Below are 14,369 nucleotides of genomic sequence, written 5' to 3' on the forward strand. Positions count from 1 at the left end.
GATGATTCTCGCCCATGAAATTGAGTTTAGCCGGTAAGCCGATTCTGATTGTCGAAGACAATCCGGTGATTCGTAAATCAATACGCGATATGTTGTACGGCTTGAACGCCGACACGATAGTCGAGGCCGACAACGGTGTCGCCGCCATCAACGCTATGGTGAAAACCACGTTCGAGATCGTGTTGTGCGACTACAATCTTGGGCCGGGCAAGAACGGCCAGCAGGTATTGGAGGAAGCGCGGCATCGCAAGCTGATCGATTACCGCAGCATTTTCATTCTGATCAGTTCCGAACAATCCACTGGCGCCGTACTGGGCGCGATGGATAGCAAACCCGATGAATACCTGACCAAGCCGTTCAACGCCCAACAGTTGATCAGCCGCCTGAGCCGGCACTTCGCCCGCCGCGACTATCTGGCCGGCATCGAAAAAGCCATGGCCAAGGGTGACTTGGCACAGGCGGTTCGGCGCTGCGACGCGCTGTTGGAGCGCGGCGACCTGAAAATGCGTCTGCATCTATTGAAAACGCGCGCCGAACTGGCTATTTCCGCCGGCGATTTCGAAACCGCGCGGCAGATTTACCGCGAAGTATTGCAGCAGCGGGATTTGCCGTGGGCCCGTGTGGGGTTGGGCGTAATCGATTTTCAAAACAATAACATCGAGCAGGCCATAGCCGGCTTTCAAAGTCTGGTCGCGGAGAATCCGATGCTGATGGAGTGTTACGACTGGCTGACTCGAGCCTACGAAGCGCTGGACCGGCATCAGGACGTCGAGCAGGTGTTGCAGCAAGCCCTGGAATTGTCGCCGCAATCGATCTTGCGGCAGAAGAAGTTCGCGGAAACCGCCGATAAGAACGGCAATCTGGAAGCGGCTGAGAAAGCCTACAAGGCGGCGCTAAAACTGGGCAAGTATTCGGTGCACCGTTCCTGCAGCGATTATGCCGGTCTGGCCAAGTTGTACGCCAAAACCAATGCCGGCGAGGAAGCCTTGAAGACCTTGAACGAGATGCGCCAGGAATATGCCAATCAGCCGGAAGCCGAACTGCGGGCGGCAACGGTAGAGGCGGATCTATACCGGGCGCAGGGCGACGAGGAAGCCGCGCAGCAGGCTTTGGATAAAGCCCTGGATCTTTGCGGCCGCTTGGGCAGCAAAGCGCCGCGGGAGTTGCAGTTGGACGTGGCTCGCGCGTGTTTTTTGAACCAACAGCACGACAAGGCCGAAGCCATCCTGCACGGGTTGATCCAGAACCATATCGACGACGAGCAATTTCTGAACAATTTGCGGGCTATGCAAAGCGGGATCGGCATGCACAATTATTCGGAAATTCAGATTCAAAAAACCCGGCAGGCTTTGATCGCAACCAATAACAAAGGTGTGGCGCTGTACAAGCAGGGTAAATTCAAGGAGGCGCTGGAATTATTCGAACAGGCGGTTGCGACGATGCCGGAAAACAAGACCATCATTTTGAACATGTTGAAAATCATCATCCACGACCTGAAAGCGAACCCTGCCGACGACGACAAGGAGCGGCGGGCCAGAATGCTGCTCAAGAAGGCCAAGCAATTGGGGGTGGAACAGCATAAGCTGGGCATGTTGCAAATGGAGTTCGGCAAATTGCACCGGCCGGCGGCGGCCAAGGCGTGACCATGTCCGGCCGCTTCGACAACGATACGTTGTTTCCGACCATTCTGGCGTTTACCGTACACGACATCAAAAACTCGTTGGGTACCTTGCTGGAATTGATTCGCCAGTTCTCCGCCAAACTGCAGGGCGAAACCGCCGATTTGGGCCTGTTGGAATTCGAGGCGGCCCGCATCAACCACAGTCTGATGCAATTGCTGGTGCTGTACAAAGTGGGCGCCAATAAATTCAGCTTGGTCGTCGACGAGTATCCTGCGCTGGATTTGCTCCAGGAAGCGGTGCATCAACAGGCGCGGCTGTCGGTGCTACACAATGTCGAATTGCGACTGGATTGTGCCGACGACCTGCCGGCTTTTTGCGATTTCGCCAATGTTGCCAATGCCTTGGCGGCGGTGCTGAACAACGCCTTGCGCTATACTCGGCATGCGGTGCTGGTTTCGGCCGAGCAGGACGGCGACTACTTGCGCATCGCGATAGAGGATGACGGCGCCGGTTATCCGCCGCATTTTCTGCAAGCCGATTTGAACAATGCCGCCGATCTGGATTGGGTCAACGGCAATACCGGTCTGGGCCTGTATTTCGTGTCGGTGATTGCCGGCCTGCACAAAAACGCCGGCCGTTCCGGTTACGTGACGATCGATAATTCGAGTCGGCTGGGCGGAGCCCGGTTTCGGCTATTTTTGCCTTGAATCCGCCGTTACTAAGTTACAATATCGGGCAGCGCGGCGAAACGCCTTGGAACAGTACATTTAACTATTCTTTGCATATGAGCATTTTAGTCACCGGCGGCGCCGGTTTTATCGGCAGCAATTTCGTTTTGGATTGGCTGGCGCAGAGCGACGAAACCGTCGTCAATCTGGATAAGCTGACCTATGCCGGCAACCCGGAAAATCTGGCCTCGCTGCAAGCCGATGCCCGTCACGTATTCGTGCACGGCGATATCGGCGATTACGATTTAGTGCTGGGCTTGCTGAATCAGCACCAAGTGCGCGCCGTGGTCAATTTCGCCGCCGAGTCTCATGTCGATCGTTCGATACACGGGCCGGAAGATTTTATCCAGACCAATATCGTCGGCAGTTTTCGTTTGCTGGAAGCGGTCCGCGAATATTGGAACAATCTGCAATCCGCCGAGCAACAGGCGTTCCGCTTCCTGCACGTTTCCACCGACGAGGTATACGGTTCGCTGGAAAAAGCCGATCCGCCGTTCGCCGAAACCAACCAATACCAGCCCAACAGCCCGTATTCGGCCAGCAAGGCCGCCAGCGACCATCTGGTGCGCGCTTACCACCATACCTATGGCTTGCCGGTGTTAACCACCAACTGTTCGAATAATTACGGCCCTTACCATTTCCCGGAAAAATTGATTCCGCTCTGTATTCAGAACGCGTTGTCCGGCAAGCCGTTGCCGATTTACGGCGACGGCCAGCAAATCCGCGACTGGCTGTTCGTCAAAGACCATTGCAGCGCGATTCGGCGTGTGTTGGCGGCCGGCAAACTCGGCGAGGTCTACAACGTCGGCGGCTGGAACGAAAAGGCCAATCTGGATGTGGTGCATACGCTGTGCGCGATACTCGACGAACTGCAGCCGCGTGCCGACGGTAAGTCTTATGCCGAGCAAATTACCTATGTCAAAGACCGTCCCGGCCACGACCGCCGCTATGCGATCGACGCGACCAAGTTGGAGCGGGAACTGGGCTGGAAACCGGCGGAAACCTTCGAAACCGGGATACGCAAGACCGTGCAGTGGTACCTGGATAACCAGTCCTGGGTCAACAATGTGTTATCCGGCGATTACCAGGCTTGGCTGGATAAAAATTACGCCGGGCGGGCCGTGTGAAGATCTTACTGTTCGGCAAGAACGGCCAGGTCGGCTGGGAACTGCAGCGCAGTCTGGCGCCGCTAGGCGAATTGCTGGCCTTGGACCGCCAGGATCGGCAGCACTGCGGTGACTTGAGCAATCCGGAAGGCATCGCGGCTACAATACGGGCTCTACGCCCCAATGTAATCGTCAACGCCGCCGCTTACACGGCGGTCGACAAGGCCGAAGCCGAAATCGAACTCGCCAATACCATCAACTGCGCGGCGCCGCGGGCGATGGCGGAAGCGGCGGCTGAATGCGGCGCTTGGCTGCTGCACTATTCGACCGACTACGTTTTCAACGGCAGCGGCAATCGGGCTTGGCGCGAGGACGATGCGACCGGGCCGCTGAATGTCTACGGCCAGACCAAACTGGCCGGCGAATGCGCGATTCAAGCTAGCGCTTGCCGCCATCTAATCTTCCGTACCAGTTGGGTTTACGCGGCGCGCGGTAACAATTTCGTCAAGACCATGTTGCGCTTGGCACAGGAACGCCAACAATTGTCGGTGATCGACGACCAGATCGGCGCGCCGACCGGCGCCGAGTTGTTGGCCGATGTTGCGGCTCACGCCATCCGCACCGCATTGCTGACTCCGGATGTTGCCGGAGTCTATCATCTAACGGCGGCCGGCGAGACTAGTTGGTACGAATACGCACACTTTGCGCTGGATTTCGCCCGCCAGGCCGGCGTCGCACTGAAGACGCCGAAGCAGGCGATCACCGCGATCCCGACCAGCGCGTATCAGACACCGGCCAAACGGCCGTTGAATTCGCGGTTGAATATCGAGAAATTGCAAGCCGCGTTCGATTTGCGCTTGCCGCCGTGGCAGGCAGGGGTCGAGCGCATGTTGGCCGAGTTGTACGGCAAATAGCCATGCGTTTGACTGACGACCAAGTCCGGATTATTCGCGGCACGGCGCATAGATTTTTAGGCGACAAGGCTCGGGTTTGCTTATTCGGTTCGCGGAGCAAGGATGACGGCAAAGGCGGCGATATCGATCTTTATTTTGAAACGGATCAGGTCTTGCCGAATCGGGCAGATGTCATTTGCCGAATTTATGCCGCATTGGTGCTGGCCTTGGGTGACCGTAAGATCGACGTGCTGGTCAAGGATGCCAATACGCCGACTGCGCGGATTTTCGAAGTTGCCGCGCGCACCGGGGTATATCTTTGAGCATCAGATATATAGCGGAATATGCCGAAGACGCGGTGTTGGCATTGGCGATAGCCCGCAAGGAAGCCAGCCATTTACGCTATACCCAAAGTACCTTGTTCGATGAAAGCATCGATGCCGATTGGGTAAACGAGTTGGAGCAAAATGAACAACGGGCGGAAAAAATCGATGCGTTTGTGAGCCGATTCGGCCGCTTACAGGACTTTATCGGCGAAAAACTTATTCCGCGGTTTGCAGCCTTGTTGGGTGAAAATCCGAAATCGTTGTTGGATATGTTGGCATTTGCCGAGAAAATGGATTGGCTGGAGAATGCCGAAAAATTTATAGCGGCCAGAAAGTTACGGAATTTATTGGTGCATGAATATATGATCGATAGCCAACTGTTCTTACAGACGCTGTTGTCGGCTAATACGGCAACCGATATGTTGTTGGCTGTCGTTAACGCGGTGGCCGGCGAGGCCGAGCGTCTATCGTTGCCATCGCCGCAAGCCAAAAGACTTTAATCTAACCCGGTTCGAATAACGATGACTCAGCGTAAAGGCATTATTCTGGCAGGAGGTTCCGGTACCCGTTTGTATCCGGTTACCAAAGCGGTATCGAAGCAATTGCTGCCGATTTACGACAAGCCGATGATTTATTATCCGCTCAGCACGTTGATGTTGGCCGGGATCCGCGACATTCTGATCATTTCCACGCCGCAAGATACGCCGTTGTTTCAACAGTTGCTCGGCGACGGCAGCGATTGGGGGGTGAATTTGCATTACGCGGTACAACCCAGCCCCGACGGCTTGGCGCAGGCCTTCATCATCGGCCGGGAATTTGTCGGTGCCAATCCCAGCGCCTTGGTTTTAGGCGATAATATTTTCTACGGCCACGATCTGTACCAACAACTGCGAACGGCGCATCATCGAGCTGACGGTGCGACGGTTTTCGCCTACCACGTGCAGGACCCGGAGCGTTACGGTGTAGTCAGCTTCGACGCAGAGGGTAGGGCTTTGTCGCTGGAGGAAAAACCGGCGCAGCCGAAGAGCCATTACGCCGTGACCGGCTTGTATTTTTACGATAACCAAGTGGTGGATATCGCCGCCAATTTGAAGCCGTCAGCGCGCGGCGAGCTGGAAATCACCGACGTCAACCGGGTCTATCTGGAGCAACAGCAACTGAATGTCGAGATCATGGGGCGCGGCTACGCCTGGTTGGATACCGGTACCCACGCCAGTCTGATCGAAGCCAGCAATTTCATCGAAACCATCGAGTCTCGCCAGGGCCTGAAAATATCGTGCCCGGAGGAAATTGCCTGGCGTAGCGGCTGGATTGGCGACGAGCAGATCGAAAAACTGGCCAAACCGCTGGCAAAGAACGGTTACGGCCAATATTTGTTGGGCTTGCTTAACAAGCAGGTGTTTTGATTGGCCGGTTTGGTTGATTGCTATTTGCGATATCCCGAAACGATATCAAATCCGAACGACTCTGAGGGTTCGCCAATCGAGCGGTTTGTCGTCCTAGTTTAAAGTGTTACTGATCAACCGTAGTTACTTTCGTTTCAATTTTAGATAAGTCATGCAAGCCACCCGCCTAGCTATTCCCGATGTCGTATTGTTTACTCCTAAAGTGTTCGGTGACGAGCGTGGCTTTTTTTTCGAAAGTTTCAACCAAAGACTGTTCAATGAGTTGACCGGAGTCGAGGCCAACTTCGTGCAGGATAACCACTCGAAATCGCAAAAAGGCGTGTTACGCGGTTTGCATTACCAAATGCCGCCGATGGCCCAGGGCAAGCTGGTCCGGGTCGTGCAGGGCGAAGTATTCGACGTTGCGGTTGACATTCGCAAAAGCTCGCCAACCTTCGGCGAATGGGTCGGCGAAATATTGTCGGCCGATAACAAGCGGCAAATGTGGATACCGGAAGGCTTCGCCCACGGTTTCGTGACGCTGTCCGATACTGCGGAATTTCTGTACAAAACCACTAATTACTATGCGCCGCACCACGAGCGCTGTATTGCCTGGAACGACAAGAGTCTGCAAGTGAATTGGCCTTCTGCCGGCGAACCAGTTCTCTCCGGAAAAGATCTTGCCGGACAACCGTTTGCGGAAGCCGAAATGTTCGATTGAGCGAGCCGGGTACTTGCGATCCATACGGTTTCGGGCTCTATAAAATTCCTTTTCAAATAATATGCTACGCGACAAAACCATACTGATTACCGGAGGTACCGGTTCCTTCGGCCACACCTTCGTGCCGTTGACCTTGGCCAAATACAATCCGCGCCGCCTGGTGATTTTCTCCCGCGACGAGATGAAGCAGTGGGAAATGGCGAAGTTGTACGGCGACGACCCGCGCGTCCGCTTTTTTATCGGCGACGTGCGCGATAAAGACCGTCTGGCCCGCGCGTTGAACGGTATCGAATACGTCGTACACGCCGCGGCGACCAAAATCGTGCCGACTGCGGAATACAACCCGTTCGAATGCGTCAAGACCAATATCATCGGCGCGATGAACCTGATCGACGCCTGTATCGACCAGGGTGTGAAGCGCGTAGTGGCGTTGTCTACCGATAAAGCCAGCAGCCCTGCCAATCTGTACGGAGCGACCAAACTGGCTTCCGATAAATTGTTCGTCGCCGGCAATTCGTATTCCGGCAAAAACGAAACCCGGTTTGCCGTAGTGCGTTACGGCAATGTGATGGGCTCGCGCGGTTCGGTGATTCCGTTTTTCCAATCCATCGCCCATAAAGGCGTGTTACCGATCACCGATGCCCGGATGACGCGCTTCATGATCACGTTGGAGCAAGGCGTGGATTTGGTCTGGCGCGCCTTCGACGACATGGTCGGCGGCGAAATTTACGTCAAGAAAATCCCGTCGATGAATATCGTCGATATCGCCCGTGCGGTGGCTCCCGATGCGCAGCACGAAATCGTCGGCATTCGCCCCGGCGAAAAATTGCACGAACAGATGATAGGGCTGGAAGACGCGCCTTATACCTACGAGTACGACGACTACTACAAAATTCTGCCGGCGATTCACAACTGGAGTTCCGATCCCGAGCGCATCAACCAGGGGGTGCGGGTTGCGCCGGATTTTGTCTATTGTTCGGATAACAACACGGAATGGATGAGCGTGGCCGAGTTACAGGCCTGGCTGGAACAGAACCGCGATAAAGTCGGCAAAATATGACCGCATTCATTCCTTACGGCCGCCAGGATATCAGCGAAACCGACATCCAGGCGGTCATCAATGTCTTAAAGTCCGATTTCCTGACGCAAGGGCCGGCAGTCCCGGCTTTCGAAACCGCAGTTTCGGAATATTGCGGCGTGCGCCATGCCTTTGCCGTCAACAGTGCGACCTCGGCGCTGCATATCGCTTGCCTGGCGTTGGGCGTCGGGCCCGGCGACTTGGTCTGGACCAGCCCGATTACCTTCGTCGCCAGCGCCAATTGCGCGTTGTACTGCGGTGCCAAGGTCGATTTCGTCGATATCGATCCGCGTACTTACAACCTCAGCGTCGCCGCATTGGAAGAGAAACTGCAAGCAGCCGAACGGGACGGGAAACTACCCAAGGTGGTGATTCCGGTGCATCTGTGCGGGCAATCCTGCGAGATGGCGGCGATCCATGCCTTAAGCGAAAAATACGGCTTCAAAATCATCGAAGACGCCTCGCACGCGATCGGCGGAAAATACCGGAACCAGCCGATCGGCAATTGCCGCTATTCCGATATCACCGTATTCAGTTTCCATCCGGTCAAAATCATCACGACCGCCGAGGGCGGTATGGCGCTGACCAACGATACCGAATTGGCTGATAAGCTGGCCCTGCTGCGCAGCCACGGCATTACCCGCGATCCGGCGCAAATGACGCACCAGGCCGACGGCCCTTGGTATTACCAACAGATTGCGCTCGGTTACAACTACCGCATGACGGATATCCAGGCCGCTCTGGGTTTGAGCCAGCTATCGCGGTTGGACGAATTCGTGGCAAACCGGCAGCGCCTGGCAGCGCGTTACGACAGTTTGTTGTCGGCGTTACCGGTTGAGATTCCTTGGCAGCACCCGGACAATTATTCCGCGTTGCATTTGTACCCGATCAGAATTCCGGAAGGTGTCTCTTCTTACAGCAGACTGAGTGTGTTCGAAGGCCTGCGCGCAGCCGGTATCGGCGTCAACGTGCATTACATTCCGGTGCACTTGCAGCCGTATTACCGACAGCTGGGTTTCCAGCCCGGAGACTTTCCGGAAGCTGAACGTTATTACCGTGCCGCGATCAGTCTGCCGCTCTATGCGACCTTGACCGAAGCTAACCAAGACCGCGTTGTCGCAGCGTTGCGCGGACAATTGCAATGAAGATCGGTTTGGGTACCGTGCAATTCGGCGTCGATTACGGCGTTTCGAATAAAGATGGCAAAACGCCAGCCGTCGAAGTCGCCGCTATTCTGGCGGCGGCCGGTGAGCTGAAGGTTCGAGTGCTGGATACGGCGAGCCTTTACGGTGATAGCGAACAGGTGTTGGGCAATTGTTTGCCGGCCGCTGCCGGGTTCGATATCGTGACCAAAACCCCGCAATTTGCCAAACCGGTTTTGGATGCCGATGATGCCGAACGATTGCAACAAGTCTTCCACGAGTCGTTAACAAAGCTGAACTGCGATTCGGTATACGGCTTATTGATTCATCGGGCGGACGATCTGTTCGTGCCCGGCGGCGAACGATTAATGGCTGCCTTAACCCGTTTGCAGCAGCAAGGCTTGGTTGCCAAGATCGGGGTTTCGGTGTACGACTCGGCGCAGATAGACCAAATTCTGCAGCGGTTTGATATCGATTTGGTGCAACTTCCGATCAGTGTTTTGGATCAGCGCTTGCTGGTTAGCGGCCATTTGCAGAAACTAAAATCGGCCGGAGTCGAGGTGCATGCCCGCTCGGTATTTTTGCAGGGCCTGTTGCTGATGGATGTGTCGGAAATTCCGGCGTATTTCGCTCCGGTGCGGCATGTTCTCGAATCCTATCGCGCATTTATTCGCGCCCGCGGATTGGCACCGCTCCAAGCCGCAGTGGGATTCGTATCCGGCTTGACCGAAATCGATCAAATCATTTGCGGCGTGAACAATGCGCAGCAACTGCGCGATATCTGCGACGCCGCCAACGTCGAGCTCGATTGCGGCGAGTTTGCCGGGTTCGCCATCGGCGAAGAAGCGATAGTCAATCCGGCTTTGTGGCGACTGGAACCAGGAAAATCATGATATTAGCCATATTACAGGCTCGGGTGTCGTCGTCCCGCTTGCCCGGCAAGGTGTTGATGCCACTGTTGGGGGAGCCAATGTTGCTTAGGCAAATCGAGCGGCTGCAAAAAGTCAGTCACATCGACCAACTGGTGGTTGCTACCAGCAGCGAGACGGCGGACGATGCGATAGCAAGCTTGTGCGAGCAGCATGCAGTCGATTGCTTTCGCGGCAATCTGCACGACGTACTGGACCGGTTTTATCAAGCGGCAGAGAGTTACCACCCGGATCACGTGGTGAGGCTGACCGCGGATTGTCCGTTGGCCGATCCCGGTTTAATCGACCAAGTCATCGAATTTTATCTGGCCGGCGCTTACGACTATGCCAGTAACGCCATACAGCCGACCTTCCCGGACGGCTTGGATGTCGAAATCTGCCGCTTTGCCTGCCTGGAGCAGGCTTGGCGCGAGGCCGAGCTGCCGTCGCAACGCGAACACGTCATGCCGTTCATTCACCAGCAGCCGGAGCGCTTCAATATCGGCCATTTTCTCAATCGCGAAGACTTGTCGCATCTGCGCTGGACTGTCGACGAACCCCGAGATTTCGAGTTGGTCTCGCAGATTTATGCCGCTTTGTACCCGGCGAATCCGGATTTCTCGACGCCGGACATCTTGCGTTTATTGGCCGAGCGCCCGGAACTAGTCAACTGGAATACGCAGCATCAACGCAACGAGGGCTATCTTAAATCCCTTGCCGCCGAAGCGCCGCCATCGTCAAACCTCGCAAGTTAATAGCCCTTATGTCAGAACGTTACCGCAACTCCGAAACGCTACTGGAACGCGCGCTGAAAACCGTTCCGCTCGGTTCTCAAACTTTCAGCAAGAGTAAAACCCAATACCCGTTCGGCGTGTCGCCGTATTTCATTCAGCGCGGGCGCGGCAGCCACGTTTGGGACGTCGACGGCAACGAGTACGTCGATTTCATCAACGGACTTTGTGCCGTCACCCTGGGCTACAACGATCCTGACGTCACTGAAGCCGTCAAGGCACAGTTGGAAGACGGCGTGATTTTCAGTTTGCCGCATCCGATCGAAATGCAGGTCGCGGAAAAAATCTGCGAATTGGTGCCTTGTGCGGAACAAGTCAGATTCGGCAAAAACGGTTCCGACGCCACGGCTGGCGCCATTCGCCTGGCGCGCGCCCATACCGGCCGCGACCATGTCGCGGTTTGCGGCTACCACGGCTGGCAGGATTGGTATATCGGTTCCACTTTGCGTAACCGCGGCGTGCCGCAAGCCACCCGCGATTTGACGCATACCTTCATGTATAACGACATCGCCTCGCTGGACATTGTGTTCAAGCAGTGGCCGGACCGGATCGCTGCGGTGATTCTGGAACCGATGAATGTGGTCGAGCCGCAGGACGGGTTTCTGCAGAATGTCAAAGAATTAACCCACAAACACGGTGCGGTGTTGGTTTTCGACGAAACCATCACCGGCTTTCGCTATGCCAACGGCGGCGCCCAGGAATATTTCGGGGTGACGCCGGATTTAGCGACCTTCGGCAAAGGCTTGGCCAACGGTTATCCGGTATCCGCCGTCGCCGGGCGGGCGGACTTGATGCAATTGATGGAAGAAGTGTTCTTCTCGTTTACCTTCGGCGGCGAAACCTTGTCGTTGGCGGCGGCATTGGCGACGATGCAGAAATTGCAGCGCGAACCGGTCGTGGCGACGATGCGCCGGCAAGGCGAAAAAATCATCCAGCGTCTGCATGCAGTGATAGCCGCAAACGGTGCAGAGCATTTCATCAGCGTCTCCGGCCATCCAGCCTGGAGCTTTTTGTTGATCAAGGATGCCGAGCCGTACACGTCCTGGCAATTGAAAACTCTGTTCATGCAAGAGATGCTGGATCGAGGCATTCTGGCCTTCGGCTCCCACAACATGAGCTATAGCCATCACGACAGCGATCTGGATCAATTGTTTGCAGCCTACGATGAGGTGATTCCACTATTGGTTGCGGCGGTCAAGGAGCGTTCGTTAGAGAAAATGCTGCGTTGCCAGGCGCTGGAACCGTTGTTCAAGGTCAGATGAGTTTGAAAGTCGCGATTCGCGCCGACGCCTCGGTGCAGATGGGCAGCGGCCATGTGATGCGTTGCCTGACTCTGGCCGATGCATTGCGCGAGCGCGGTGCCGAGGTGGCATTCATCAGCCGCGAACATCCGGGCAATCTGTTTTCGCTGATCGAGGCTTCCGGCCATCTGTTATTGCGGTTGCCGGAACCGACGTCCGCTCCCGATACCCGGCTTGCCCATGCCGCGTGGTTAGGAACAACGCAAACCGAGGATGCCCAACAAACCGCTGCGGCTTTGCGGCAGTTTGGCGATCCCGATTGGCTGATCGTCGACCATTACGCCATCGACGCGGAATGGCAGGCAATATTGCGGCCGATGGTCGGGCGCATCATGGTGATCGACGATTTGGCGGACCGGCGGCACGATTGCGACTTGTTGTTGGACCAAAATCTGCAAGACCAAATCGGGCAAACCCGTTACGACGGTTTGCTGCCGTCCACGGCAACCAAGCTGATTGGGTCCAAGTATGCGTTGCTGCGCCCGGAATTTAAAGCCCTGAGGGCGGCGGCGCGGATCAGGTCCGGTGCGGTCGAGCGCGTTCTGGTTTTCTTCGGCGGCGGCGACCCCAGCAACGAAACCGCAAAAGTGTTGCTGGCGTTAAAGAGTCTGGCTCGCGACGAATTGGCCGTCGACGTCGTGGTCGGCGGCGCCAATCCGCATTACCCGCAATTGCTGGAATTAGCCGAGCACTTGCCCGCGTGTACCCTATATCGCCAAGTCAGCAATATGGCGGAGTTGATGGCAAATGCCGATCTGTCGGTCGGAGCCGGCGGCGGCGCGATGTGGGAACGTAGTTGTCTGGGCTTGCCGACCATCGCCATCAGCGTGGCTGCCAACCAGCAGCCCGGATGCGAGGCCATGGCCAAGCAGGGCGCGATCCTTTATCTGGGAGCAGCGGAACGGGTTTCATTAGAGCTGGTGGCAAGTGCGTTGCGGCTTGTTATATGTTCTCCGTGGTTAGTGTCGAATATGAGCGATTCGGCTGTTTCGGTTGCCGACGGCTCGGGTACTGCCAGGGTTTGCAATCAACTTTTTCGCCGCCGGTTGCAAGTGCGGTTGGCCGACCAAAGCGATTGCGAACGGGTATTCGGTTGGCGTAACGACGAAAACACGCGAAAATTCTTCTTCAACAATGAAGCGATTGCTTGGGAACGTCATCGCGAGTGGTTTTTGGCCAAGTTGAATTGCGCCGATTGCGTGTTGTTGATCGGCCAGGAAGCGGACGAAGCCATCGGTGTTTTGCGTTACGATATCAGTCAGCAGGTTGCGACGGTTTCGATTTATCTCGATCCGCAAAAGCACGGATTGGGATACGGTTCGGCTCTGTTGGCGGCAGGCGAACACTGGCTTAAACAATATCGCCCGCTGGTAACCGAACTGAAAGCGGAAGTCGTTTGCGAAAATAGTGCATCGAAGTGGGCCTTCGTTAAGGCTGGATTTAAAGAATCGGTTTTAACTTTTAAGAAAGTTTTGGCTGGTGATTAGGTGTTAAAAAATTAGCGATTTTCGTTTGTTGGTTTTTAACGGTAATCGATTAACGATCAAAAAATAAGGTGGCGAATAAATTAATATGGCTGAACAAGTTTACGACAATCAATTGATGGGGCGTGCCGTCTCGACGGCCAGTTTGGAAACGAGACTGGATATGAATAAAAAATTTCAGTCCACCGATTTCGACTCGTGGTTGATGGCGCGGTTAAATCCGCAAGCCGGGGAAGATATTCTGGATGTCGGCTGCGGCACCGGTGCACAGTCGATCCCATTCCTGAAGAGCGTCGGGCCGGAAGGTAGCGTTTCGGCGCTGGATATTGCCGCCGATTCGGTAGCCGAATTGATCCGTAAATCCGGGAATAGCCCCTGTTTGTCGGCAGCCGTCTCCGATATGGGGAAACTGGCCGACGTTATCGATCAGCAATTTGCCGTCAAACAATACGATTTGGCCCAGTCCAGTTATGCGCTGTATTACTCGGCCGAGCGCATAGCAGTGCTGGACACGATGCGCAAACACCTAAAACCCAACGGCCGCTTGGCGGTGTTTACGCCCAACGCACCGCACGGCATGGTCGAATTCGTACGCCAGTTTGCCGAAATACCGGGCGGAGTCGATGAATGTATGGAATTTGGGCCGCATGTTCTCGAGCCGTATTTTAGAAAGCATTTCTGGGACGTTACCGTTCATTTCTTTCACAACGTGGTCAGAATTCCGACCGTCGCCGATTTCGCCAGTTTTTACCGATCGACGACGTATTACAACGCCTCAGTCGAACAACAGCTATCTGCGGTTGTAGAGAATAAAATCACCGAGAACGGGTTTTTCGAATACGAGAAGAACGGCTATCTGATTATCGGACAGTCGCAATTTTAAG

The 14,369-nt window shown here is 55.4% G+C and carries 15 protein-coding genes; all 15 read left to right on the forward strand.

Annotated elements, in window-relative coordinates; translation table 11 throughout:
• Positions 1 to 14 precede the first annotated feature (14 nt).
• The 15 genes from NP603_RS03745 (at position 15) to NP603_RS03815 (ending at position 14,368) form a co-directional block, all read left to right on the forward strand.
• On the forward strand, positions 15 to 1,643 hold the full coding sequence (locus NP603_RS03745) for a tetratricopeptide repeat-containing response regulator (protein WP_256609589.1): 1,629 nt from the start codon (positions 15 to 17) through the stop codon (positions 1,641 to 1,643).
• A 2-nt stretch (positions 1,644 to 1,645) separates the two neighbouring features.
• Positions 1,646 to 2,329, forward strand: a complete 684-nt coding sequence (locus NP603_RS03750) for a sensor histidine kinase (protein ID WP_256609590.1) — start codon at positions 1,646 to 1,648, stop codon at positions 2,327 to 2,329.
• 77 nt (positions 2,330 to 2,406) lie between these two features.
• The gene (gene rfbB, locus NP603_RS03755) at positions 2,407 to 3,477 is read left to right on the forward strand and encodes a dTDP-glucose 4,6-dehydratase (RefSeq protein WP_256609591.1); all 1,071 of its coding nucleotides are present in this window, start codon (positions 2,407 to 2,409) and stop codon (positions 3,475 to 3,477) included.
• Positions 3,474 to 4,370: a dTDP-4-dehydrorhamnose reductase gene (gene rfbD, locus NP603_RS03760; protein WP_256609592.1), complete on the forward strand. Its 897-nt coding sequence runs from the start codon at positions 3,474 to 3,476 to the stop codon at positions 4,368 to 4,370. The genes rfbB and rfbD overlap by 4 nt, the downstream gene beginning before the upstream one ends.
• 2 nt (positions 4,371 to 4,372) lie before the next feature.
• Positions 4,373 to 4,672, forward strand: a complete 300-nt coding sequence (locus NP603_RS03765) for a nucleotidyltransferase family protein (protein WP_256609593.1) — start codon at positions 4,373 to 4,375, stop codon at positions 4,670 to 4,672.
• Positions 4,669 to 5,175, forward strand: coding sequence for a hypothetical protein (locus NP603_RS03770; protein WP_256609594.1), 507 nt, complete (start codon positions 4,669 to 4,671; stop codon positions 5,173 to 5,175). Before NP603_RS03765 ends, NP603_RS03770 begins: the two co-directional genes overlap by 4 nt.
• Positions 5,176 to 5,196: 21 nt before the next feature.
• Positions 5,197 to 6,081: a glucose-1-phosphate thymidylyltransferase RfbA gene (gene rfbA / locus NP603_RS03775; RefSeq protein WP_256609595.1), complete on the forward strand. Its 885-nt coding sequence runs from the start codon at positions 5,197 to 5,199 to the stop codon at positions 6,079 to 6,081.
• Between the two features lie 151 nt (positions 6,082 to 6,232).
• Complete coding sequence (gene rfbC / locus NP603_RS03780) at positions 6,233 to 6,781, forward strand: dTDP-4-dehydrorhamnose 3,5-epimerase (RefSeq protein WP_256609596.1); 549 nt, start codon at positions 6,233 to 6,235, stop codon at positions 6,779 to 6,781.
• A 61-nt stretch (positions 6,782 to 6,842) separates the two neighbouring features.
• Positions 6,843 to 7,841 (forward strand): UDP-N-acetylglucosamine 4,6-dehydratase (inverting), encoded by a 999-nt coding sequence (pseB, locus tag NP603_RS03785; protein ID WP_256609597.1) that lies wholly within the window; start codon positions 6,843 to 6,845, stop codon positions 7,839 to 7,841.
• Entirely contained in the window at positions 7,838 to 9,004 is a 1,167-nt protein-coding gene (pseC, locus tag NP603_RS03790) for a UDP-4-amino-4,6-dideoxy-N-acetyl-beta-L-altrosamine transaminase (RefSeq protein WP_256609598.1), read from the forward strand. Before pseB ends, pseC begins: the two co-directional genes overlap by 4 nt.
• Entirely contained in the window at positions 9,001 to 9,894 is an 894-nt protein-coding gene (locus NP603_RS03795; RefSeq protein WP_256609599.1) for an aldo/keto reductase, read from the forward strand. The genes pseC and NP603_RS03795 overlap by 4 nt, the downstream gene beginning before the upstream one ends.
• Complete coding sequence (locus NP603_RS03800; RefSeq protein WP_256609600.1) at positions 9,891 to 10,664, forward strand: cytidylyltransferase domain-containing protein; 774 nt, start codon at positions 9,891 to 9,893, stop codon at positions 10,662 to 10,664. Before NP603_RS03795 ends, NP603_RS03800 begins: the two co-directional genes overlap by 4 nt.
• An 8-nt stretch (positions 10,665 to 10,672) precedes the next feature.
• Positions 10,673 to 11,962 (forward strand): aminotransferase class III-fold pyridoxal phosphate-dependent enzyme, encoded by a 1,290-nt coding sequence (locus NP603_RS03805; protein ID WP_256609601.1) that lies wholly within the window; start codon positions 10,673 to 10,675, stop codon positions 11,960 to 11,962.
• Positions 11,959 to 13,488, forward strand: a complete 1,530-nt coding sequence (gene pseG / locus NP603_RS03810; protein WP_256609602.1) for a UDP-2,4-diacetamido-2,4,6-trideoxy-beta-L-altropyranose hydrolase — start codon at positions 11,959 to 11,961, stop codon at positions 13,486 to 13,488. Before NP603_RS03805 ends, pseG begins: the two co-directional genes overlap by 4 nt.
• Positions 13,489 to 13,648: 160 nt before the next feature.
• Positions 13,649 to 14,368 carry a class I SAM-dependent methyltransferase gene (locus NP603_RS03815; RefSeq protein WP_256609603.1) on the forward strand — a complete coding sequence of 240 codons (720 nt, stop codon included), beginning with the start codon at positions 13,649 to 13,651 and terminating at the stop codon, positions 14,366 to 14,368.
• Position 14,369 lies beyond the last annotated feature (1 nt).

It is taken from the genome of Methylomonas aurea, assembly GCF_024505045.1.
Lineage (GTDB): Bacteria > Pseudomonadota > Gammaproteobacteria > Methylococcales > Methylomonadaceae > Methylomonas > Methylomonas aurea.

Excerpts from the sequence above, each read along its gene's own strand:
- NP603_RS03745 (WP_256609589.1), top strand. The coding sequence starts at position 15 with ATGAAATTGAGTTTAGCCGGTAAGCCGATTCTGATTGTCGAAGACAAT.
- NP603_RS03750 (WP_256609590.1), top strand. The coding sequence starts at position 1,646 with ATGTCCGGCCGCTTCGACAACGATACGTTGTTTCCGACCATTCTGGCG.
- rfbB (WP_256609591.1), top strand. The coding sequence starts at position 2,407 with ATGAGCATTTTAGTCACCGGCGGCGCCGGTTTTATCGGCAGCAATTTC.
- NP603_RS03765 (WP_256609593.1), top strand. The coding sequence starts at position 4,373 with ATGCGTTTGACTGACGACCAAGTCCGGATTATTCGCGGCACGGCGCAT.
- rfbA (WP_256609595.1), top strand. The coding sequence starts at position 5,197 with ATGACTCAGCGTAAAGGCATTATTCTGGCAGGAGGTTCCGGTACCCGT.
- rfbC (WP_256609596.1), top strand. The coding sequence starts at position 6,233 with ATGCAAGCCACCCGCCTAGCTATTCCCGATGTCGTATTGTTTACTCCT.
- pseB (WP_256609597.1), top strand. The coding sequence starts at position 6,843 with ATGCTACGCGACAAAACCATACTGATTACCGGAGGTACCGGTTCCTTC.
- pseC (WP_256609598.1), top strand. The coding sequence starts at position 7,838 with ATGACCGCATTCATTCCTTACGGCCGCCAGGATATCAGCGAAACCGAC.
- NP603_RS03795 (WP_256609599.1), top strand. The coding sequence starts at position 9,001 with ATGAAGATCGGTTTGGGTACCGTGCAATTCGGCGTCGATTACGGCGTT.
- NP603_RS03800 (WP_256609600.1), top strand. The coding sequence starts at position 9,891 with ATGATATTAGCCATATTACAGGCTCGGGTGTCGTCGTCCCGCTTGCCC.
- NP603_RS03805 (WP_256609601.1), top strand. The coding sequence starts at position 10,673 with ATGTCAGAACGTTACCGCAACTCCGAAACGCTACTGGAACGCGCGCTG.
- pseG (WP_256609602.1), top strand. The coding sequence starts at position 11,959 with ATGAGTTTGAAAGTCGCGATTCGCGCCGACGCCTCGGTGCAGATGGGC.
- NP603_RS03815 (WP_256609603.1), top strand. The coding sequence starts at position 13,649 with ATGAATAAAAAATTTCAGTCCACCGATTTCGACTCGTGGTTGATGGCG.